This is a genomic window from Sphingopyxis yananensis (assembly GCF_020687785.1).
Taxonomy (GTDB): domain Bacteria; phylum Pseudomonadota; class Alphaproteobacteria; order Sphingomonadales; family Sphingomonadaceae; genus Sphingopyxis; species Sphingopyxis yananensis.
The window spans coordinates 605,868-625,632 of sequence record NZ_JAJEWI010000005.1 but is presented as its reverse complement, the minus strand read 5'-3'; the positions used below and the strand labels follow the sequence as shown (position 1 = coordinate 625,632).

General features: G+C 56.6%; 17 protein-coding genes. 7 read left to right on the top strand and 10 right to left on the bottom strand.

What is annotated here, in order from left to right; translation table 11 throughout:
* Position 1: 1 nt before the first annotated feature.
* Both LKO31_RS05525 and LKO31_RS05520 read right to left on the bottom strand, forming a co-directional pair.
* The gene (locus tag LKO31_RS05525) at positions 2–1,018 is read right to left on the bottom strand and encodes a hypothetical protein (protein WP_227689140.1); all 1,017 of its coding nucleotides are present in this window, start codon (positions 1,016–1,018) and stop codon (positions 2–4) included.
* Between the two features lie 149 nt (positions 1,019–1,167).
* The gene (locus LKO31_RS05520) at positions 1,168–1,917 is read right to left on the bottom strand and encodes an IclR family transcriptional regulator (RefSeq protein ID WP_227689139.1); all 750 of its coding nucleotides are present in this window, start codon (positions 1,915–1,917) and stop codon (positions 1,168–1,170) included.
* Positions 1,918–2,020: 103 nt separating this feature from the next.
* On the opposite strand from LKO31_RS05520, the gene LKO31_RS05515 reads away from it, so the two are divergent.
* From LKO31_RS05515 to LKO31_RS05500, 4 genes are read left to right on the top strand one after another with little or no spacing between them, the layout of a single operon-like run.
* On the top strand, positions 2,021–2,938 hold the full coding sequence (locus tag LKO31_RS05515; protein WP_227689138.1) for an SDR family NAD(P)-dependent oxidoreductase: 918 nt from the start codon (positions 2,021–2,023) through the stop codon (positions 2,936–2,938).
* A 12-nt stretch (positions 2,939–2,950) separates the two neighbouring features.
* Positions 2,951–4,165, top strand: coding sequence for a CoA transferase (locus tag LKO31_RS05510; protein WP_227689137.1), 1,215 nt, complete (start codon positions 2,951–2,953; stop codon positions 4,163–4,165).
* The gene (locus LKO31_RS05505; RefSeq protein ID WP_227689136.1) at positions 4,162–5,373 is read left to right on the top strand and encodes an acetyl-CoA C-acetyltransferase; all 1,212 of its coding nucleotides are present in this window, start codon (positions 4,162–4,164) and stop codon (positions 5,371–5,373) included. Before LKO31_RS05510 ends, LKO31_RS05505 begins: the two co-directional genes overlap by 4 nt.
* Entirely contained in the window at positions 5,370–6,524 is a 1,155-nt protein-coding gene (locus LKO31_RS05500) for an acyl-CoA dehydrogenase family protein (RefSeq protein ID WP_227689135.1), read from the top strand. The genes LKO31_RS05505 and LKO31_RS05500 overlap by 4 nt, the downstream gene beginning before the upstream one ends.
* 74 nt (positions 6,525–6,598) lie before the next feature.
* Here LKO31_RS05500 and LKO31_RS05495 read toward each other — a convergent pair whose 3' ends face one another.
* The 5 genes from LKO31_RS05495 to zwf all read right to left on the bottom strand — a co-directional run bounded on the left by LKO31_RS05495 (position 6,599) and on the right by zwf (position 12,474).
* Positions 6,599–7,534, bottom strand: a complete 936-nt coding sequence (locus tag LKO31_RS05495) for an alpha/beta fold hydrolase (protein ID WP_227689134.1) — start codon at positions 7,532–7,534, stop codon at positions 6,599–6,601.
* A gap of 25 nt (positions 7,535–7,559) precedes the next feature.
* Entirely contained in the window at positions 7,560–8,450 is an 891-nt protein-coding gene (locus LKO31_RS05490) for an alpha/beta hydrolase (protein ID WP_227689133.1), read from the bottom strand.
* Positions 8,451–8,571: 121 nt separating this feature from the next.
* A complete protein-coding gene (gene eda, locus LKO31_RS05485) occupies positions 8,572–9,192 on the bottom strand; it encodes a bifunctional 4-hydroxy-2-oxoglutarate aldolase/2-dehydro-3-deoxy-phosphogluconate aldolase (RefSeq protein ID WP_227689132.1) in 621 nt (206 codons plus the stop codon).
* A 29-nt stretch (positions 9,193–9,221) separates the two neighbouring features.
* Positions 9,222–11,063, bottom strand: coding sequence for a phosphogluconate dehydratase (edd, locus tag LKO31_RS05480; RefSeq protein ID WP_227689594.1), 1,842 nt, complete (start codon positions 11,061–11,063; stop codon positions 9,222–9,224).
* 1 nt (position 11,064) lies between these two features.
* Positions 11,065–12,474, bottom strand: a complete 1,410-nt coding sequence (zwf, locus tag LKO31_RS05475; protein WP_407699257.1) for a glucose-6-phosphate dehydrogenase — start codon at positions 12,472–12,474, stop codon at positions 11,065–11,067.
* Positions 12,475–12,661: 187 nt separating this feature from the next.
* On the opposite strand from zwf, the gene glpD reads away from it, so the two are divergent.
* The 3 genes from glpD to LKO31_RS05460 all read left to right on the top strand — a co-directional run bounded on the left by glpD (position 12,662) and on the right by LKO31_RS05460 (position 16,379).
* Positions 12,662–14,173 (top strand): glycerol-3-phosphate dehydrogenase, encoded by a 1,512-nt coding sequence (gene glpD / locus LKO31_RS05470; protein ID WP_227689130.1) that lies wholly within the window; start codon positions 12,662–12,664, stop codon positions 14,171–14,173.
* A 23-nt stretch (positions 14,174–14,196) separates the two neighbouring features.
* Positions 14,197–14,775, top strand: a complete 579-nt coding sequence (locus tag LKO31_RS05465; protein ID WP_227689129.1) for a peroxiredoxin — start codon at positions 14,197–14,199, stop codon at positions 14,773–14,775.
* A gap of 227 nt (positions 14,776–15,002) precedes the next feature.
* The gene (locus tag LKO31_RS05460; RefSeq protein WP_227689128.1) at positions 15,003–16,379 is read left to right on the top strand and encodes an SIR2 family NAD-dependent protein deacylase; all 1,377 of its coding nucleotides are present in this window, start codon (positions 15,003–15,005) and stop codon (positions 16,377–16,379) included.
* Positions 16,380–16,438: 59 nt separating this feature from the next.
* Here LKO31_RS05460 and ahpF read toward each other — a convergent pair whose 3' ends face one another.
* The 3 genes from ahpF to LKO31_RS05445 form a co-directional block, all read right to left on the bottom strand.
* The gene (gene ahpF, locus LKO31_RS05455; RefSeq protein ID WP_227689127.1) at positions 16,439–18,034 is read right to left on the bottom strand and encodes an alkyl hydroperoxide reductase subunit F; all 1,596 of its coding nucleotides are present in this window, start codon (positions 18,032–18,034) and stop codon (positions 16,439–16,441) included.
* Positions 18,035–18,248: 214 nt separating this feature from the next.
* Positions 18,249–18,812, bottom strand: coding sequence for an alkyl hydroperoxide reductase subunit C (gene ahpC, locus LKO31_RS05450; RefSeq protein WP_227689126.1), 564 nt, complete (start codon positions 18,810–18,812; stop codon positions 18,249–18,251).
* A 326-nt stretch (positions 18,813–19,138) separates the two neighbouring features.
* Complete coding sequence (locus tag LKO31_RS05445; protein ID WP_227689125.1) at positions 19,139–19,732, bottom strand: TetR/AcrR family transcriptional regulator; 594 nt, start codon at positions 19,730–19,732, stop codon at positions 19,139–19,141.
* Positions 19,733–19,765: the final 33 nt, after the last annotated feature.

Below are 19,765 nucleotides of genomic sequence, written 5' to 3'. Positions count from 1 at the left end.
TCTATCGAAGAAAGCCTTTGCAGTAATTGCCACGGGCATAATAATCGAAGATCACGCCGCTGCGGGCGTGAAAGTCGATGGTGCAGGTGTAGTTGCGCGTGGCGACGACGCCGCCATGGGCATTAATCCCCTGTTGCACGGTATGGAATCTATAGGTCAGCACGTCATAACGGCCCTGACCATCTGCCGCCATATGAGCAGATTCGGGCGCACCCCATTGGCGCTGGAGATTGTCGCTAGAGCCATTGATCCATGTTTCCAGCGAATCGACCGCATAAGCGGTGCGGCGATTGCGCCGCTGGCCTTCCTCTAAGGTTTGCGCCGCTTGATTTTGCGTCGCTTTCAATTGCTCACCCGTTTGGGCCAAACCACGGCCCAATTCTGCCCATTCCTCCGCCGTCATGGTGCGGCTATGTGGTGGTTTGACGCCGTCCGTCCATAATTTTTCCCAAAAGAAGTTGCTGATGATCGGTCCGGTATCGCCCAAAATGAGAAAACCATTTTCGTGCAGGCTTTCTGGTGTCGCGAAAATACCGCCTGGGGCGATGTCTTGACCCTGTGTTGGTATTGGCGTCCGCTTATGCCATGCTTTCTTGGCGTTTTTGGCTTGTTGCGCGTGTATCGCCTTGCGTTCCGCCCCAAAAGCACAGGCGAATTTCAGCACTTGATGCTCGCCAAAAGAGCGGGGGGCCTGCAAAGGCATATTCGGCACCTGTTCGACGCGCTTGTGCCGCCACAGCAATTGCGAGGTGATGGTTTCCATCATCCCCGTATCGCAGTTCACGCTATAAAGTTGGGCAACGCGATCTGGTTTGTCCGCCGATTCATAGATGATGCTGGCGCGGGCCATATAGGCGTTGGGCTTCATCGGGTCAGAATGAATGAAATCACTGTCCACCACATAGGCTTCGCGGTTCGGCTTGTCCCCGACCTGCGCGACGAGCCAATAGGTTTCGGCATGGGCCGACACCGGAGCAAGCAAGCCCAAGCCCAAAATGACTATGGTGATTTTCTTCATCTGTTTTCCTGACCCTAGGCCTTGCGCAAGCGAGCTAAGCCAAGGGATAAGGTGTCGAAATTCAGTATATCCTTCTGTGCCGGTCGTCACTATTTGTATAAATTATATGAAAACAACAAATTGACCCGCACAAAATAGGGCTGCGTGGTTCAGCCAATATTTTTGCTTTCGTCCGCAATATGCTGACCCAGTTGCCGGACGGCATGGCCCAAAACCCCTATTTCGTCCGACGAGCGGGAACCGGCGAAGAAGCTGAGCGATAGGGAAAAAAGCGGTGCGGCTTGCGGCACCACCGCCGCGATGGAGGCTATGCCGACATGGGCATAGCCATTGTCAATCGCAAAGCCTTCGGTTTCACTGCTGCGGATTTGACCCAGATATTCCGAGAAGCTGAGGGCGCGTTGCCAGCGCACCGCCCCGAACAGGCGTTGGATTTCGGCCTGCGGCAAATTTTGCGCCGCCAATGTAGCGCGGCCAACCGACCCGCTGCCCAAGGGTTGGCGTTGATGATTGGCCAAGCGGATGACCATGGCCGCGTTGCTTTCGGCATGGGCGACCAGTTGCAGCCTTTCTTTGGGGGCGACTTGCCACAGGCCAACCGTCACCTCATGTTGGATGGCGAAGCGGGCGATGAGCGGGCGGGCGCGTTCGATGATGTGACGGGCCTCGCTGTCATGGAACAGGCCGGATGCCGCCCAAGGTCCCGAAAGGCGATATTTTTTGCCCGGATCATCGCGAACCACCGCCCCTTCGGCCAGCAAGGTGCGCAGAAGGTTGAAACAAGTAGAGGGCCCAAGGCCGACCAAGCGCGCGGTTTCCGATAGGGTGAGCGGCTGCGTGTCGCCGAGCAGGCGCAGAATGGCGAAAGCCTGAGTGACGGAACGAACTTCGCTGGCCATGAAACCCTCGCTTGTCTTTTCACAATTGTGAAAATAGTTTCCTGAATATTGAATTATCTTGTGCCACTGCCTAATCCTCGTTCCAAGAGCAAGGGAGATTTTCATGGCCGGAATTTTGGCGGGCAAGGTTGTTGCCATCACGGGAGCAGGTCGCGGCGTGGGGCGCGAGATTGCCTTATTATGCGCCCGTGAAGGGGCCAGCGTGGTCGTCAATGATTTGGGCACATCGGGCGAAGGCGAAGGGGTGGACCTGTCGCCGGCGCAAGAAACGGTGAATGATATTCGGGCCGCAGGCGGCAAAGCCGTCGCCAATGGCGCAAGTGTGGCAGACCCTAAGGGCGCCGCCAGCATCATCGAAGATGCTGTGCAAAATTTTGGCCGCATTGATGCGGTGGTGAACAATGCCGGCATTTTGCGCGACCGCATTTGGCATAAAATGAGCCATGAAGATTGGAACGCCGTCATCGACGTGCATTTGAACGGCTGTTTCAATGTGTCGAAAGCGGCCACCCCCTATTTCAAAGATCAGGGCAGCGGCAGCTTCATACATTTCACATCGACCAGCGGCTTGATCGGCAATTTTGGGCAGGCCAATTATTCGGCGGCAAAACTCGGCATTGTTGGCCTGTCGCAAAGCATAGCGCTGGATATGGCCCGCGCGGGTGTGCGGTCCAATTGCATCGCGCCCTTTGCATGGAGCCGGATGACCGCCAGCATTCCCGCCACCACCCCCGCCGAAATCGAGCGGGTCGAGCGGATGAAGAGCATGAGCGCCGATAAAATCGCGCCTTTGGTGGTGTTTTTGGCCAGCGATGCGGCGGCGGAAGTGACCAATCAAATTTTTTCCGTTCGCAAAAATGAAATCGCGCTATTTTCCAAGCCGCGCCCCATTCGTTCGATGCAGAAAAATGAAGGCTGGACGCCGCAGAGCATTGCGGATGAACTATTGCCCGCCTTCCGCCCCAGCTTTGCGGACCCCGCCGAGCGTTCGGGTGATGTCTTTGGATATGACCCAATTTAAGGAACCGCCCCGATGTATTCCATGCTGAACGGCTTGTCGGTGATCGAGGCGTCATCCTTTGTCGCCTCGCCCACTGCGGGTCTTTATATGGCGCAAATGGGCGCGGAGGTGATCCGCGTCGACCAAATTGGCGGCGGGCCGGATTATCGGCGCTGGCCAGTGACCGACAAGAATGACAGCCTATATTGGGAAAATTTGAACCGCGCGAAAAAGTCGGTTGCGCTGGATTTGGGGCGACCCGAAGGGCGGGAGTTGTTGCAGGCCTTGGTGCGCGAAACAGGGCAGTTTATTACCAATTTTCCGGTGAACGGTTTTCTGAGCCATGAAGAATTGGCGAAAGGCCGCAAGGATTTGGTGACGGCGCGCGTCATGGGCTGGGCCGATGGGTCCCCCGCTTTGGATTATACGGTCAATAATGCCGTCGGTTATCCGATGATGACCGGCGCGGGACCGGAGCCGGTGAATCATGTGCTGCCCGCATGGGATTTTTTAAGCGGGGCCTATGCCGCCTTTGCCCTGATGGCCGCCATTCAGCGCCGCAGCCAAACCGGCGAAGGCGCGGAGATCCGCATTCCCTTGTCAGATGTCGCGATTGGCAGTGTGGCCAATTTGGGCGGCATTGCGGAAATTTTATATAGCGGCGAAAATCGCCCGCGCCTTGGCAATGCCGTTTATGGGCTGTTTGGCCGCGATTTCCTGACCCGCGACGGGCAGCGGATGATGATTGTGGTCGTCACCCCGCGCCAATGGGCCAATTTGCTGGATGCCCTGCAATTAACCAGCGCGGTCGCCGCGATTGAGGCAGAGCGCGGCGTGAACTTCGCCAAAGATGACGGCTTGCGCTTCACCCACCGCGATGCGCTCTATCCCCTGTTTGAACAGGCCATTGGCGCGCGCGATATGGCTGATTTGGTGCCCGCCTTTGATGCAGGCGGCATTGTTCACAGCCCCTATCGCACCATGAAAGATGCGGTGCATGACCCGAAATTGGTGGCGGACAACCCGATTTTTGGCGCGGCAGAGAATCCCAGCGGATTCGAATATCCGGCAGCGGGCAGCTTTGGCAGCGTGCCGCAAATGGAACGGCAAGCACCCCGCCCTGCCCCGCGCAATGGGCAGCATAGCGAAGAGATTTTGAGCCAGCGTTTGAAGCTGAGTTCCAGAGAATTGGGCCGTCTGATCGACACGGGAGTCGTCGGCACCGGCCATAAGGGAGAAAAATCATGACATCACGTCGCGCGGCCATTGTCGCACCCATCCGCACTGCCGTTGGCAAATTTGGTGGCAGCCTATCGTCCATGACCGCTGGGGATTTGGGTGCGGTAATTTTGAAGGCGCTGATGGAACGCACCAAAATTGACCCGTCGCGGGTGGACGATGTGGTGTTTTCGCAAGGCTATGGCAATGGCGAAGCCCCTTGTATTGGCCATTGGTCATGGCTGGCGGCAGGATTGCCGCTGGAGGTTCCGGGATATCAGCTTGATCGGCGCTGCGGCTCTGGTTTGCAGGCCATCGTGAATGCCGCGATGATGGTGCAAACGGGTGTGTCGGACGTGGTGGTCGCAGGCGGCGTGGAAAGCATGTCGAATGTCGAACATTATAGCACCGATATTCGCAAAGGCGTGCGGGCGGGCAATTTGACGCTGCACGACCGGTTGACGCGCGGGCGCGTGATGTCGCAGCCGGTCGAGCGGTTTGGCGTGATTTCGGGGATGATCGAGACCGCCGAAAATCTGGCCAAAGATTATGGCATCAGCCGTGAGGCCTGCGATGCTTATGCCGTGCGTAGCCACCAAAATGCCGCCGCGGCTTGGGCCAAGGGGTTGTTTGCCGACGAACTGGTGCCGGTGGCCGTGCCGCAGCGCAAGGGCGATCCCATCATCTTTGACCATGACGAGGGATATCGCGCCGACGCGACGATGGAATCGCTAAGCAAGCTGCGTCCATTGGAAGGCGGCGTGGTGACGGCGGGCAATGCCAGCCAGCAAAATGACGCGGCAGCGGCTTGTTTGGTGGTGGCGGAAGATAAGCTGGAAGAATTGGGGCTGGAACCCATTGCTTATTTCCATAGCTGGGCCGCGGCAGGATGTGACCCAAGCCGGATGGGCATTGGCCCTGTGCCAGCCGTCGAGCGTTTGTTTGCGCGCAGTGGCCTTGGTTGGAATGATATTGATCTGGTCGAGCTTAACGAAGCTTTTGCGCCGCAGGTGCTGGCTTGTTTGAAGGGTTTTGGCTGGAGCGAGAATGACAGCCGGTTGGACATGCTGAATGTCAACGGCAGCGGCATTTCGCTGGGCCACCCCATTGGCGCAACCGGTGGCCGCATTTTGGCGAATTTGACCCGCGAATTGCAGCGTCGCGGCGGGAAATATGGATTGGAAACCATGTGCATTGGCGGCGGCCAAGGCATTGCAGCGGTGTTTGAAGCAGCATGACCCCCGATTATTCTGACATTCGCGAAGAAGTCGCCAAACTATGTGCGGCTTTTCCTGGGCCATATTGGCAAGAGAAGGATAAAGCGCGCGCCTATCCCACCGAGTTTGTCACGGCGCTTGGCGAAGCGGGCTATTTGGCGGCGCTGATCCCCGAAGAATATGGCGGCGCGGGTTTGCCCTTGTCGGCGGCGGCGGCGATTTTGGAGGAGATTCAACGCCAAGGCTGCAATGGCGGGGCGGTTCATGCGCAAATGTATGTGATGGGCACGGTGCTGCGGCACGGTAGCGCAGAGCAAAAGGCGCGTTATTTGCCGCGTGTGGCAACGGGCGAATTGCGCTTGCAAGCCTTTGGCGTGACTGAACCCACCAGTGGGACGGATACGCTGAGTTTGAAGACCGTCGCGGTCAAGGACGGGGATGATTATGTCATCAACGGGCAAAAGCTGTGGATCAGTCGCAGCGAACATAGCGATTTAATGATTCTGCTGGCCCGCACCACCCCGCGTGACCAAGCTGCCAGCCGGACCGATGGTTTGTCCGTATTTATCGTCGATATGAAAGAGGCGCTGGCGGCGGGATCGCTGACCATCCGTCCGATTGATACCATGATGAATCATGCGACGACCGAGCTGTTTTTCGACAATATGCGCGTGCCCGCCGCCAATTTGATTGGCGAGGAAGGCAAGGGTTTTCGTTACATCTTGTCGGGGATGAATGCTGAGCGATTATTGATTGCGGCGGAATGTATTGGCGATGCCAAATTCTTTATCGAACGTGCCAGCAATTATGCCAAAGAACGGGTGCTATTTGGGCGGCCCATTGGGCAGAACCAAGGGGTGCAATTCCCGATTGCTCGGGCTTATGCGCAGATGAAGGCTGCCGAATTGATGGTGCATGACGGAATCGCCAAATATGAGGCGGGCGAAAATGTCGGCGCGGAAGCCAATATGGCGAAAATGCTGGCCGCTGAGGCGAGCTGGGCGGCTGGGGAAGCGGCGATCCAGACCCATGGTGGCTTTGGCTTTGCGGCGGAATATGACATTGAGCGCAAATTCCGTGAGACACGATTATATCAAGTTGCGCCCATCAGCACGAACATGATCCTATCCTTTGTGGCGGAGCATGTGTTGGGGATGCCGCGAAGTTATTAAGACGGATATTCGCATATTGAAGGGCGCGCCGTGATGGACGCGCCCTTTTTTTTTATGCCTGCCGGACGCGGGGGTCAGGAATGGCGGATGAAATCCTTGATCGCGGCGGCCGTGTCTTTGGGTGCTTCGATCATGGGCAAGTGGCCGATATCGTCGAGGATGACGGCTTGGGCGTGGGGGATTCCCGCCTGAAGCGCGGCGACGCTGCTGACGTCGATGACACGGTCTTGGCGGCCCCAGATGATGAGTGTTGGCGCGCGGACCTGATGCAGGCGGTCATTGAGCGGGCCGTCGCGCATTTCGCGGGCGATGATCCAGAAAATATCGTTGAGTTGGTCGCGGTAGGCCAGCGCATCGGCGTGGAAGGCGGGTTTCAGCGGCGCGGGAATGCGCGGGGGTTTGTGCATCACAAAGGATAGGAAACGATCGCTGTCGCTAAGATCCGTCATGGTGAGCGGATTATAGGTTTCGTCCGCAGCAAGGCTTTGAAGTTCGCTGTCGACAGCGCCCAGCACACCCGCGCTGTCGAGCAGAATGAGGCTGGACAATTCGTCGGGGAATTCCATCGCATAGCGAAGCGCAATCCAGCCGCCCATGCTGTTGCCCGCCAAATGGGGGCGCTTCAGGCCCATCGCCTTGACGAAGGCGTGAAAACGGCGGGTCTGGCTGTCATTATCAAAGCCCATATCGCTGCGCCGTTCATTTTGCCCGAAACCGGGAAGGTCGGGGATGATGATGTGAAAATCTTGTTTCAACTCAGGGGCCAGCATCGCCCAATTATCCTTTTCCCCCGAAAAGCCGTGGATCAGGATGAGCACGGGTTTGCTGAAATTCCCGCCTTCGAGATAGGGCCAGACCCGCCCTTCGACGGTGATGCTTTTTTGGACCAGCCCGCCGCGCCGCCGCAGCGAACGGCGGGTGAATTCCATGATTTTTTCTGGAAAAAATAACACCATCGCCATCAGCAACAGCACGGCCAGCAGCAAGATGATCAGGATGAATTTGAACATATCGGCCCCTCCCCCCAATTATATTTTACAGCATATCAGCGGTTTTGGACGGCAGATGCGCGTCAAACCAATGGATGAGATCGGCCACCACCTCTGCCCGTTCGGGTTCATTATATATTTCGTGATAGAGGCCGTCATAGATTTGAAGCTGTTTATCCACAGACGCCAGCGCGGTGAAAAAGCGCTGAGAGCCTTGCGGCGCGGTTAAGTGGTCAGCGCCGCCATGTTGGATAAAAAGCGGCAAGTGAATTTTGCTAGCATCGCGGTGTGCGGCGTCCATTTCGCGCAACATTTCCGCCGCCAGCCGTGCGCTCATCCGGCCGCGATAGACCAAAGGGTCGGCGCGGTAGCGGGCGACCAAATCGGGATCGCGGCTGATGCTGCCGCTGTCGAGCGCCATCACCCCCAGATGCGGGGCGATGCGGGACAAAAGGCGGCCCAGTAATTTGGTGAGTGGACGGGGGCCGCCACCCGCTTGGAGGGCCGGGCCAGACAGCGCGGCGGCGACGAAATATTGTTGGTGAGAGGCCAAGAAGCGCGCTGCGATCAGCCCGCCCATGCTGTGCCCCAACAGCAGCAAAGGCATGTCGGGCCATTCGCGCTGAACGCAGGCCAGCAAGGCCGACATGCCGTCCAGATAGACCTGAAAATGTGGGATATAGCCCGGCACGCCGTCCGATTGACCGTGGCCCATATGGTCGATGGCATAAAGGCCAAGACCAACCTGATTCAGCCGCTGTGCCACATCGGCGTAGCGGCCACCATGTTCGGCATAGCCATGGGCCAACAGCACAATCGCCCGTGGGCGCGTGGCAGGCAGCCAGCGATGGATATGTAAGACCGAACCAGCCGCCATGCTGGTTTCTGGCAAAATGAGGTCGTCGCCAGCCCGATCACTTATTGCGATGTCCGCCATATGCAGTTCCCCATCCCTGAACGGTCATGCGGTGTTGATGTCCCATGCCCCAAGCGTTGCTGGGGCTGGGCGTCCACTTCGCCAACCATGGGGGCTATGCTGGCAGTTATGGGGGCGACAATCAACCGCCGAGGGATGCGGCCTGCTGGGCCAAAGCCGTGATGGCTTCGGGATTCATATCACCGCTGGGCACAACCCAACTGCCGCCGACACAAAGCACTTGGTCAAGCGCCAGCCATTCGGCGGCATTGCTGGCGGAGATGCCCCCCGTGGGGCAGAATTTCACGCTGCCGAACGGCCCGCACAGTGCCTTGAGCGCGGGGACGCCGCCGCTGGTGGCGGCGGGGAAGAATTTGAAGGCATCAAGGCCCATGTCCATGCCGCGCATAATATCGCCCGCATTGGCGACGCCGGGCAAAAATGGCAGGCCGCTGGATATGGCGGCGCGGCCCAAATGATCGGTTAAACCGGGGGAGACGATAAATTCGGCCCCCGCCTCTGCGGCTTGGTCGAGCATCAGCGGGTTGAGCACCGTGCCCGCGCCGACAATCGCGCCGTCGACCGATTTCATAGCGCGGATGGCGTCCAAGGCAGCGGGGGTCCGCATGGTTACCTCTAGCACCCGAAGGCCGCCCGCGATCAGCGCCTGTGCCATGGGAATAGCGTCATCGACATTTTGCACGACAAGCACCGGAATGACCGGCGCGATGCGCATGATCGCTTGGATAGCGGTGCTGGTCATAGGCTGGTCCCTTATTGTTCCGATAATTGTTAAATGGTGAGTTCCATCGCCGCCAGCATGGCGGACCCGCCCCGTTCGGCGTCGTCAGCAAGCAAGCGGTAATGGTTGAACAATTCGCGGCCCATGCCCAGCGCGGGGGGCGGCGCGTTGGCGGCGGTGCGCGCGGACCAGATATCCGCATCCACCAAGGCGGTAACACTGCCGCTTTTGGCGCAGATGCGCACCCAGTCACCGTCTTGTAAAAAGGCCAAGGGGCCACCCACCCCATCACGGTCCGGCAAGGCTTCAGGCGACAAATGAATGGCGGCGGGGACTTTGCCGCTGGCCCCCGACATGCGGCCATCGGTGAGCAAGGCCACGCGAAAGCCGCGATCTTGCAGCACGCCCAAGGGGGTGGTGAGCTTGTGCAGTTCGGGCATTCCATTGGCACGGGGACCTTGGAAGCGCATGACAACGACGACATCTTGGTCCAGCTCGCCTGCCTGGAAGGCGGCCAGCACATCATCTTGGTTGTGGAAAATGCGGCATGGCGCTTCGATCGTCCAGCGATCTTCGGTCACCGCGCTGGTTTTCATGATGGCGCGGCCCAAATTGCCGGTCAGCAGGCGCATGCCCCCATCCGGTGAGAAAGGCTGATCGGCGGGGCGCAACATGCTGTCGTCGCGGGTTATGGCGGCGGCGGATTGCCATGTCAGCTGATCATCAACCAGCATCGGTTCGCTGGCATAGTCCGCCATGCTGCCATGGACGGTGAGGATATCGCCGTGCAACAAGCCATGATCCAGCAAGCTTCGCACCACAAAGCCAATACCGCCCGCTGCATGAAAGTGATTCACATCGCCCGACCCATTGGGATAGACACGGGCCAGCAAGGGGACGACATGGCTGAGGTCGGCGAAATCCTGCCAATCGACATATATGCCGGCCGCCCGCGCAATGGCGGGAATATGGATGGCGTGATTGGTCGACCCGCCCGTGGCCAGCAAGCCGATGATCGCGTTGACGATCGCCTTTTCATCGACGCAGCGTGACAAGGGGCGGTAATCATCGCCGTCCCACCCAATTTCGGTCAGGCGGTGGGTGGCGGCGCGGGTTAGTTCTTGGCGCAATTTGGTGCCCGGATTGACGAAGGCGCTGGCCGCGACGTGCAGGCCCATCAGCTCCATCATCATCTGGTTGCTGTTGGCGGTGCCGTAAAAGGTGCAGGTGCCCGCGCCATGATAGCTGGCGGATTCCGCCTCGAGCAATTCACTGCGGCCCACCTTGCCCTCGGCATAAAGCTGGCGGACGCGCTGTTTTTCTTTGTTGGCGAGGCCGGATGGCATGGGACCGGCGGGGACGAATATTTGCGGCAAATGACCAAAGCGCAAACCGCCGATGAGCAAGCCGGGGACGATTTTGTCGCAAATACCAAGGTGCAGCACCCCTTCGAACATCGCATGGCTGAGTGCGATGGCCGTGCCTTGGGCGATATTGTCTCGGCTGAAAAGGCTAAGGTCCATGCCCGCTTGACCTTGGGTGACGCCGTCGCACATGGCGGGTACGCCGCCCGCGACTTGGGCTGTCGCGCCGCGTTCGCGGGCGAAGATTTTAATCTGTTCGGGATAACGGCCATAGGGTTGGTGAGCCGACAACATGTCGTTGAACGCGGTGACAATGCCGATATTCATCGCCGATTGGGCGCGGATGGTTGGTTTATCACTGCCCGATGCGGCAAAGGCGTGGGCCAAATTACCGCAGGACAAATTACCGCGATTGGTGCCAGCATCCCGTTGACGCGCCATCAGGTCCAGATAAGCGGCGCGGCTTTTCAGGCTTTTTTGGATGATGCGGTCTGTCACCTTGGCGACGATGGGATGCAGAAAGGTCATGTCAGTCACTCGCTATTTCATCATGCCAACTGGCGCCGTCCCGTTCGATGAGGGCGATGGCGCTGGACGGGCCCCATGTGCCAGCCGTGTAATTTTGCGGGGCTTGGCCGGTTTCCGCCCATGCCGCGCGAATGGCATCAATCCAATGCCACTGGGCCTCCACCTCATCACGGCGGACAAACAGGGTTTGGTCGCCCTCGATAAAGTCGAGCAGCAGGCGTTCATAGGCAATGCGGCGGCGGTCGCTGTTTTGCAGCGATACGTCCAGCGTCACTTCGCGCAATTTCAGACCCGCGCGATCGAGGCCGGGCTGTTTGGACATCAGCTTGACCTGAATATTTTCTTCGGGTTGCAGGTTGATAATCATTTTATTGGCATCCACCCCGCCGACGCCCACGGGGGCGAAGATATTGTGCGGGACGGGTTTGAACTGGATGATCACTTCGCTGCGCCGCACGGGCATGCGTTTGCCGGTGCGCAGATAAAATGGCACATTTTTCCAGCGCCAATTGTCGATATGGGCCTTGATCGCGACAAAGGTTTCGGTGTTGCTATTTTCGCCCAATTCCTCGGCATAGCCCGCGACTGCGGCGCCGTTGACCGCGCCATGGCTATATTGGCCTTTCACGCTGTGGGCCTTGATATCGGCGGGGGTCAGTTTGCGCAAGGAGCGCAGCAATTTGACCTTTTCATCGCGCACAGCGGTGGAATTGACACTGGCGGGCGGTTCCATCGCGATGATGGCCAGCAATTGCAGCATATGATTTTGCACCATATCGCGCAGCGCGCCGACGCCGTCATAATAGGACACCCGCCCTTCGAGGCCCACAGTTTCGGCCACGGTGATTTGCACATGGTCGATGGCCTGTGCGTTCCACAAGGGTTCGAACATCATATTGGCAAAGCGCAGCGCCAACAGATTTTGCACCGTTTCCTTGCCCAGATAATGGTCGATGCGGAACACGCGGTCTTCGGCAAAGGCGCTGGCGACGTCGGCATTGACCTGAAGCGAGGAGGCCAGATCATGGCCAATTGGTTTTTCCATCGCGATGCGGCATTCGGCGCAGGCAATATTGGCCGATGCCAAGCCGCGCGCGATGGGGCCGAACATGGATGGCGGGGTGGACAGATAGGCCCCAATCGAGTGGTTCATCCGCGCGCCCAATTGCTGGGCCAGTTCGTCATAGCCGGTGCCAGCCGCAGCATCGACGGCGCAATATTCTATGCGAGCCAAAAATTGGTCGACCACCGCCGTATCGAGGCGGTCATCGGGTAAATGTTCGGCCAAGGCGGCGCGCAGTTGATCGTGGAATTCGGCAATATTTAGGGCAGAGCGGCCAGAACCGATGATGGTCAGCCCGTCGGCCAACAGACCATCCGCGTGCAGATTGAAGAGCGACGGAAACAACATACGCCGCGCCAGATCGCCTGTCGCACCGAACAATACCAAAGTTTCAACCTTAACGCTCAACCTTTGTCCCCTTTGGGCCTTATGAATTGCCGTGGATCAGCCAGCAGGTGAATGCAAACCGCATACGTAAGCACCCGTTTTGGTAGCGCTCTAGCCAATCTCGTGGAAAGGGCTTAGCATTCTTGTGATGCAGGACCTAGATCAGCCTTATGATGCCGTGCCTTATGACCTGATTGTCATTGGCGGCGGTGTGAATGGCGCGGGGGTGGCCCGCGATGCGGCGGGGCGCGGGGCGCGGGTTTTGTTGCTGGAACAACATGATTTGGCCAGCGGTACATCGTCGGCGTCGACGAAATTGATTCACGGCGGCCTGCGCTATTTGGAACATTATGAATTTTCGCTGGTCCGCGAGGCGTTGCAGGAACGCGAGATATTATGGGGCATTGCGCCGCATATTATCGAACCGATGCGTTTCATTTTGCCGCACCGTGCGGGTCTGCGGCCGCGATGGCTGCTGCGAGCGGGGCTGTTTTTATACGACCATATTGGCGGCCGAAAGAAATGGCCGGCGACGCGGTCCGTCAAGCTGCGCCGCCATTTGGCGGGGTCGGTACTGAAAAAACAATATGTTCACGGCTTTGAATATAGCGACGGCTGGGTGGATGATGCCCGTTTGGTGGTGCTGAACGCCCGCGATGCCGCGCGCCATGGCGCCCGTATTCGTCCGCGCACCGAGGCGCAGCGGATGAATGTGGTGGATGGGCTGTGGCAGGTGGAGGCTAGCGATGATCGGGGCCGTCATTTCCTGTTTAAGGGGCGCAGCATCATCAATGCCGCGGGGCCAGCGGTGTTGGAAATCTTGCACCGTGCCCATGCCGCGCCCGACCATAAAATGCGCTTGGTGCGCGGGTCGCACATTGTCGTGCCCGCGCTGTTCGATCATCCTTATGCTTATTTTTTCCAGTTGCCGGATGAACGGATATTTTTCGCCATCCCCTATCAAGGGAAATATACGCTGATCGGCACCACCGATGCCGACCATGATGGCGGCTTGGACGATGTTCATGCCAGCGCCGAGGAAATCGCTTATTTGTGCGAAGGCGCGAACCAATATTTCCAGCAGCAGATTAGGCCCGAAGATGTGATTTGGTCCTATAGCGGGGTGCGGCCCTTGATTGACGATGGGTCGGGCAAGCCAGAGGCGGCGACACGCGGATATCGTATCGATACCGATATGTCCAAGGGTCCGCCTTTGCTGACCATTTATGGGGGAAAAATCACCAGTTACCGCCATGTTGCGCAAGATGCGGTGGACAAATTGGCCCATCATTTGGACCATCTGCCCAAGAAACATTGGACCGCCAAAGCCAGCCTGCCGGGCGGGGATTTTCGGGCGGGGCAGATCGATCAATTAATCGCGGAATATGGGCGGCGCTATCCTTTCCTGCCCCCCGACACGTTGCGGCGTATCACCAAAGCCTATGGCAGTGATGCCCGCAATTGGTTGGGGCGCGCGCAAAGCTGGGATGATTTGGGCGGCGATATTGCCCATGGATTTAGCATGGCTGAATTGCGCTGGTTGCGGGAAGAGGAATGGGCGGTCAGCGTCGATGATATCTTGTGGCGGCGAACGAAATTGGGCCTATGCTTTGATGCAGAGGATAAAAAGAAGCTGGCGGATATTTTGGTCCAAGGCTGACGATCAGAAAAAAAGGCGCGCATATGAACAAGGCAGGAAAAATCGCACTGGCAGCGGCGTTGATATTGGCTGTGGGCGTGGGCGGGGTGGCGCTGCACACCGCAACCCAAGATGTCGCGCCGCTGACCCAAGGGGCCAAGGCCCCCGATTTCACCCTGACCGCCGCCAAGGCGGGGCAGGAATTTCCTTTCACCTTGCACGAGGCGCTGAAACAAGGGCCGGTGGTGCTGTATTTCTTTCCCGCCGCCTTTACGCCCGGCTGCACGATTGAGGCCAATTTATTTGCCGAAGCCAGCGATGAATTTGCCGCCCTTGGCGCGCAAGTGGTGGGTGTGACGGCGGGCAATATTGACCGTGTGGCGGAATTTTCGCGTAGCGAATGCCGCGATAAATTTGCCGTCGCCGCCGACGCGGGGGCCAAGGTGGCCGCCAAATATGATGCGACCTATCAAGTGGTGGGCAAAGATATGCTGTCCAGCCGGACCAGCTTTGTCATCGCGCCGGACGGCCAGATTTTGTTGAGCCACACCGACCGCAAACCGCAAAGCCACATCAGCGCGACGATGGCGGCGGTGAAGGCGTGGAAAGCCACGCAAAGCTGAACATGGTAAAGCGAACGCGGCTGAGCATTTGCGCGAAAAAGCGGCGCTATGCGGATGAAATAGCGGCGTTGGATGCCGTGAATAAGGCCAGTGTGGTGCTGCGGCATTATCGCTGTGATCGGTGCGGGCTGTTTCATTTGACGGGGCGGACGAAGGGGAAGTTTGCTCCAACTTAAACGAGCAATTAGCAAGCCTACTATTAAATATTAATTCGATCAGGGGGATAAATGGTCAGTGAGCAAACGTCGCGTTTTGAACGCTATATCGAAGAAATCAGCGAAGATATCACAGAGACAGTTAAATCGATGGGATGCCAGCCAATTCTTTTTATCGGTTCAGGCTTACCTCGACGTTACATGAATGCACCAAGTTGGGATGAACTACTGCAGTATCTAGCTGGAGAATGCCCAAAAATCGATAAGGGCCTTGGTTTTTACAGACAATCATTAAAAACTCCAATGAAAATCGCAGAGGAGTTTGCTCGACTGTATCAGGAATGGGCTTGGAACGAAGGGCGTGATCAATTTCCCGATGCTCTATTCGCCGATAACGTTGATGCCCAAGCATATCTTAAATTCAAAATTTCTCAATACCTTGAATATCTTACCCCAAAAAGTCTTTTAGATCTCGGCGGCTCCGACTACAAAGTAGAACTAGAATCTTTGTGCAAAATAAAACCGCACGCACTAATAACCACTAACTATGATCGAATGCTCGAACTAGTTTTTCCCGACCATGAACCTATCATCGGGCAGCATATACTTAGGGGTCAGCAATTATCGGTCGGCGAGATTTACAAAATACACGGGTCTGTCGAGGATGTAGGGAGCATTTTATTCACTCAAACTGATTACGATCAGTTTTCTAAGAAAAAGAAATTTTTGAGCGCAAAATTATTAACTTTTTTCAACGAGCACCCGCTTTTATTTATCGGATACAGAGCCGAGGATCCGAATATCAAATCAATTCTTTCCGATATTGACGAAGCACTTCCCATAAAAGGCGGTGTAATTCCAAACGTATACATTCTCGAATGGAATCCTGAAATTGACTCAGATAGCAACCCACCGAGAGAAAAAGTTATATCAACCGACGAAGACAAGAGCATTAGAGTAAAATTAATTGAAGCATCTAGCTTTGAGTGGGTTTTCGAAGCCTTTGCTGCAAATCCTGTATTAAACGATGTGAACCCACGCGTTCTCCGCGCTCTAATTGCAAGATCTTATTCCTTAATTCGACACGACATTCCAAATATGACAATCGAAGCTGATTTCAAAATGCTCGATCAAGCGGTAGAAAACTCTGATAGCTTTGCAAAACTATTCGGTATTGCCAATATAAGTGACTACAGCGCAGCGTCTGCCCAATACCCTTACAGCGCAACACAATTAACAACTCACCTTGGAGGAACCGGACATCATCTCGCTGTCACGCTAATAAAAAAAATCAAAGAAGAAACAGGAATAGATTTGAAAGAAAACGACAACAGATATCACAGATCAGAAAAGATAAACAAATCATCTTTCCATAAATATTCTAACGAGATGTTAGATCTATTAAAGTCAATTCATTCGGGACAACAATACACTCTAAACATGGATTGACAGTCCAAGAACTCAAAATTGCTGCGCTGACAATATTAATGGCAACGCAGCAACTCTAATTATTCAGCCGGTTCCAATTCCGCTTCTACCGCAGCATCCACGGGTTGGCGGATCAGATAGTCGAAGGCCGACAGGGCGGCTTTGGCGCCTTCGCCCATGGCGATGACGATTTGTTTGTAGGGCACGGTCGTGCAGTCGCCTGCGCCGAAGATGCCGGGGATGTTGGTTTCGCCGCGTGCATCGACTTCAATCTCGCCGCGGTTGGACAGGGCGACGCTGCCCGATAACCATTCGGTGTTGGGAACCAAGCCGATCTGAACGAAGATGCCTTCGAGGTCGATCTTGTGGTCGGTGTCCGTGGTGCGGTCTTTGTAGACAAGAGCCGTGACCTTATCACCGTCGCCCTGAACTTCGGTGGTCAGTGCCGATTTGATGATCTTCACATTGGCCAAGCTTTCCAGCTTGCGGACCAACACGGCGTCGGCGCGCAGCTGGCTGTCAAACTCGATCAAGGTCACATGACCGACGATGCCCGCCAAGTCGATAGCCGCTTCGACGCCCGAGTTGCCGCCGCCGATCACAGCCACGCGCTTGCCCTTGAAGAGCGGACCATCACAGTGTGGGCAATAAGCCACGCCCTTGTTGCGATATTCGTCTTCGCCAGGGACGCCCATTTGACGCCAGCGGGCACCCGTTGACAAGATGATCGTGCGGGCCTTGAGCGATGCGCCATTTTCGAGGCGCACTTCGTGTAGGCCGCCTGGTTGGGCAGCGGGGATCAAAGCTTCGGCGCGCTGAAGGTTCATCACGTCGACGTCATAGTCGCCAACATGCTGTTCCAATTGCGAGACCAGCTTTGGACCTTCGGTGTGCGGAACCGAGATGAAGTTTTCGATGGCCATGGTGTCGAGCACCTGACCGCCGAAGCGTTCGGCGGCGATGCCGGTGCGAATGCCTTTGCGCGCCGTGTAAATGGCGGCAGCTGCGCCAGCAGGGCCGCCGCCGACGACGAGAACGTCAAAAGCATCCTTGGCGGCGATCTTTTCAGCGGCCTTGGCAGAGGCGCCAGTGTCGATCTTGGCGAGGATTTGTTCCAGTTCCATCCGGCCTTGGCCGAAATTTTCGCCGTTCAGATAGATGGTTGGGACGGCCATGATCTTGCGGGCATCCACCTCTGTTTGGAACAGCGCGCCGTCGATGGCGGTGTGCGTGATGCGGGGGTTGACCACGGACATCAGATTGAGCGCCTGCACAATGTCGGGGCAATTTTGGCACGACAGCGAGAAATAGGTTTCAAAGTGGAAATCGCCGTCCAAATTGCGAACTTGATCCAGCACTTCGGCCGATACCTTGGGTGGGTGGCCGCCAACTTGGATCAGCGCCAGCACCAGCGAGGTGAATTCATGGCCCAAGGGGATACCAGCAAAGTCCACGCCGATGGTGGTGCCAACGCGCTGGATACGAAAGCTGGGCTTGCGGGCGTTATCGTCTGTGCGGCGGACGGTGACTTTGTCCGACACATCGGCGATGTCGTTCAGCAGGCCTTCCAACTCGGTTGATTTGGGGCTGCTGTCCAAAGATGCGAGCAGTTCGATGGGCTCGCGGATATTAACGAGAACAGCTTTGAGCTGTGCTTTCATCGATGCTTCAAGCATGGGAGAGGCTCCTGATCATTATATTATAGGGAGTGGAGGGGAGAAAGGCTGTAGGTGGCCGTGGCCGACTTTGCGCCGTGCCTATGGCGGATATTATATTTTTGGGGTGGCACCGGAGCCAAGGCTCCGGTGCGAAAAGTGCATGGGGGAGCGGCAGCTCCGACCCGATAGATAAAGGGGTGCAGTCCCCTCAAAATCAAATGCCTTGCGGCTATTAGATCTTGCCGACGAGGTCGAGCGAAGGAGCGAGGGTTTCTGCGCCTTCTTCCCACTTTGCAGGGCAAACTTCACCGGGGTGCGATACCCAATATTGCAGAGCCTTGATCTTGCGCAGCAATTCAGCAGCGTTACGGCCCACGCCTTCTGGGGTGATTTCGAGCAGTTGGATTTCACCCTGAGGGTCCAGAACGAAGGTGCCACGGTCAGCAAGGCCAACGCCCGGACGCAGCACTTCGAAATTGTTCGAGATGCTGTGGTTTTGGTCGCCAACCATATAATAGTTGATCTTGCCAATCGCTGGCGAGGTGTCGTGCCAAGCCTTGTGGCAGAAGTGCGTGTCGGTCGAAACCGAGTAAACTTCTACGTCCATACCCTGAAGGGTTGGGTAGATGTCGGCCAGATCTTCGAGTTCGGTGGGGCACACGAAGGTGAAGTCAGCAGGATAGAAGAAGAAGACCGACCATTTGCCCTTCACGTCGGCATCGGTGATGTCAACAAACTTGCCGTCCTTATAGGCGGTGGCGCTGAATGGCTTAATGGTCGTGTTCAGAACAGACATGGAGAGCTCCAGTTGGTTATCGAGAAAGCAATCTCTAGGCGGTTTTGCGGCGATCTGGAAATTGATTAACCGCATCGGCGTGATCGAAATTATCGATCAAAGCCAAGAAGTATGTTAGGTTTTATAAATGTTTTTCAAGATGGCAGGGCCAGAGAAAGGCTAAGGCTGGGGAGATTTTACCCCGTAAATCCAAAAGGCTGACCAAGAACGTCCGCTATCCCATAGCAGCAGAAGCATTTTCTGCGGTGCCATGTCGGCCCGTTCCGCCAAGTAGATGGCAGCCGCACAAGATCAGCATCGGCCAATGGAATGGTCGGCAGCCTATGTCAGGCGTTCAAAATACCCGCGAATAATTGGCGGTAGCGGCGCAAATATTCTTCGCGATCCTCAACCATGCAGGTGAGACCGTCCGATTCCATGACGGTGCGCAGCACGCCAACGCCCATCAATATGGCGAGCAGCATATTGGCGCGCCATTCCCCCGCGTCATCACCCAAGGCCGCAATCATCGGTTGCAACACGTCTTCGTTGACGCGCTGACGGATAATTTTCCCTGCTTTTGGTGAAGAAGCGGAACGCAACATCATCACAAACATTTCCATACGATGATTGCGATCGTCCACATCCCCTTCGGTAACCAGCTGCGTCAAATATTCGACCAGATTTCCGTCATGATTGGCGGGGTCAAATTCGGGGCTGTCCTCGGGCCACAACACCTCGCTGAACAGCCCTTCTTTTCCGCCGAAATAGCGGCTGATCAACGCCACATCCACGCCCGCGTCGCCCGCAATGTCGCGCAGGCCAACACTGTCATAGCTTTCACGCAAAAAACGCAGATGCGCGGCGCGCAAAATGGCTGCGCGCGTAGCGGCCGCGTCACGTCGCTTTGCGCGCGGATTACTGGCTGTAGTCGTTACCATGTCAACACCTTAGCATACTCAGCGAATAAATCA

Coding starts and splice junctions, on each gene's coding strand:
- LKO31_RS05525 (WP_227689140.1), bottom strand. CDS start 1,018: ATGAAGAAAATCACCATAGTCATTTTGGGCTTGGGCTTGCTTGCTCCG.
- LKO31_RS05520 (WP_227689139.1), bottom strand. CDS start 1,917: ATGGCCAGCGAAGTTCGTTCCGTCACTCAGGCTTTCGCCATTCTGCGC.
- LKO31_RS05515 (WP_227689138.1), top strand. CDS start 2,021: ATGGCCGGAATTTTGGCGGGCAAGGTTGTTGCCATCACGGGAGCAGGT.
- LKO31_RS05510 (WP_227689137.1), top strand. CDS start 2,951: ATGTATTCCATGCTGAACGGCTTGTCGGTGATCGAGGCGTCATCCTTT.
- LKO31_RS05505 (WP_227689136.1), top strand. CDS start 4,162: ATGACATCACGTCGCGCGGCCATTGTCGCACCCATCCGCACTGCCGTT.
- LKO31_RS05500 (WP_227689135.1), top strand. CDS start 5,370: ATGACCCCCGATTATTCTGACATTCGCGAAGAAGTCGCCAAACTATGT.
- LKO31_RS05495 (WP_227689134.1), bottom strand. CDS start 7,534: ATGTTCAAATTCATCCTGATCATCTTGCTGCTGGCCGTGCTGTTGCTG.
- LKO31_RS05490 (WP_227689133.1), bottom strand. CDS start 8,450: ATGGCGGACATCGCAATAAGTGATCGGGCTGGCGACGACCTCATTTTG.
- eda (WP_227689132.1), bottom strand. CDS start 9,192: ATGACCAGCACCGCTATCCAAGCGATCATGCGCATCGCGCCGGTCATT.
- edd (WP_227689594.1), bottom strand. CDS start 11,063: ATGACCTTTCTGCATCCCATCGTCGCCAAGGTGACAGACCGCATCATC.
- zwf (WP_407699257.1), bottom strand. CDS start 12,474: ATGTTGTTTCCGTCGCTCTTCAATCTGCACGCGGATGGTCTGTTGGCC.
- glpD (WP_227689130.1), top strand. CDS start 12,662: ATGCAGGACCTAGATCAGCCTTATGATGCCGTGCCTTATGACCTGATT.
- LKO31_RS05465 (WP_227689129.1), top strand. CDS start 14,197: ATGAACAAGGCAGGAAAAATCGCACTGGCAGCGGCGTTGATATTGGCT.
- LKO31_RS05460 (WP_227689128.1), top strand. CDS start 15,003: ATGGTCAGTGAGCAAACGTCGCGTTTTGAACGCTATATCGAAGAAATC.
- ahpF (WP_227689127.1), bottom strand. CDS start 18,034: ATGCTTGAAGCATCGATGAAAGCACAGCTCAAAGCTGTTCTCGTTAAT.
- ahpC (WP_227689126.1), bottom strand. CDS start 18,812: ATGTCTGTTCTGAACACGACCATTAAGCCATTCAGCGCCACCGCCTAT.
- LKO31_RS05445 (WP_227689125.1), bottom strand. CDS start 19,732: ATGGTAACGACTACAGCCAGTAATCCGCGCGCAAAGCGACGTGACGCG.